The sequence below is a fragment of the Parasphingomonas frigoris genome (genome assembly GCF_036663815.1).
In the GTDB taxonomy this organism is placed as follows: Bacteria; Pseudomonadota; Alphaproteobacteria; order Sphingomonadales; family Sphingomonadaceae; genus Sphingomonas.
On the sequence record NZ_JAXOJQ010000054.1, the window covers coordinates 1 to 1288 of the forward strand.

Sequence of the window (1288 nt, forward strand, 5' to 3'; positions counted from 1 at the left end):
CATCGATGTCGTGAACCGCCCCCGTGGTCCAGCCGGCCTTATCCGAGAGAAGAAACGCGATGTGCTGCGCCACGTCCTCGGCCCGGCCGACGCGGCCGATCGGGTGAAAGGCATCGAATGTAGCAGTTAACGTCGCCTCGATATCGCTTGGCGCGATGAACGCCCCGTAGATGGGCGTCACTACCACAGCGGGCGCGACCGCGTTCACCCTGATACCCTTATCGCCCAGTTCCATCGCCAGGTGCTGGGTCAGCGCATGAAGGCCGGCTTTCGCCATTGAGTAGGCGGACGACGGCGTAGCCTTGATTGCCTGTCTGGCCCACATCGATCCGATATTGACGATTGCACCATCGCCATGGCGCGCCATGTTGCGCACGACCGCCTGAGTTACGAAAAAGGTGGAGCGGTTGAGGTCATGGTATCGGTCGTAATCTGCTCCGTCATGCTCCAGAAAAGGCTTGGGTGAAAAGTAGCCGGCTGCGTTTAGCAATTGGTCCACATGGCGTTCTTCGCCGTCGATGCGCGCAATCAGGCGCTCGACGCTGGTTGCATCGTAAAGGTCCGCCGCGGCGGTGCCGACCTCGCCCCTGCCGTCCTTGCGTAACTCATCTGCGACGCGATTAAGCTTGTCCTGGTCACGTCCGACCAGGAGCACCGTCCGGCCCTCTTGCAACAGCAGTTGCGCTGTTGCTCGCCCCATGCCGGATGAACCACCCACGATCAGGCTTACTCGTTGCATCCTAAACTCCCATGTGAACCTATCGATAGATAGTTTGACATTAAGCTTGCTGTATCGTCAAGCTCTATCTATCAGGCGATAGGTATGCCGATGCCGGAAATTTCCATGCGAGATCGCATTCTCGATGCCGCGGAAGTCCGTGCTCGGTGTGGAGGCTACAATGCCTTCAGCTTTCGCGAACTGGCCCAGGACGTCGGCGTGAAAAGTTCAAGCATTCACTATCATTTTTCGACCAAGCCATCGCTCGCTGAGGCCCTGGCGCATCGCTATACCGATCGGGCGAGAGATTATCTCGGTGACGCCGAGGCGCTAAGCGCCGACGAGGCGCGCGCGCGCGTTACTTCCCTGTTCCGCAACGCCCTGATCAAGGATGATCGCATGTGCCTGTGCGGGATGTTCGGCGCCGAGCGTGATGCACTACCGCCTGCTGTAGACACGGCCGTCGCCTCCTTCTTCCGGCTGATCCTGGACTATCTGCGCACGGCTTTTGGAGATGAGGCCCAAGGTGAAACGCCTGAAACAATACTGGCGCGTCTCGAAGGGGCTTTG

General features: G+C 59.2%; 2 protein-coding genes. One reads left to right on the forward strand and one right to left on the reverse strand.

The features are described 5' to 3' along the window. A partial coding sequence (locus tag U1872_RS22390; protein WP_332795068.1) for an SDR family NAD(P)-dependent oxidoreductase occupies nucleotides 1-739 on the reverse strand: 739 nt, incomplete at its 3' end. Nucleotides 740-823: 84 nt separating this feature from the next. On the opposite strand from U1872_RS22390, the gene U1872_RS22395 reads away from it, so the two are divergent. Beyond that, nucleotides 824-1288, forward strand: a 465-nt coding sequence (locus U1872_RS22395; RefSeq protein WP_332795069.1) for a TetR/AcrR family transcriptional regulator, incomplete at its 3' end; no start/stop codon positions are given.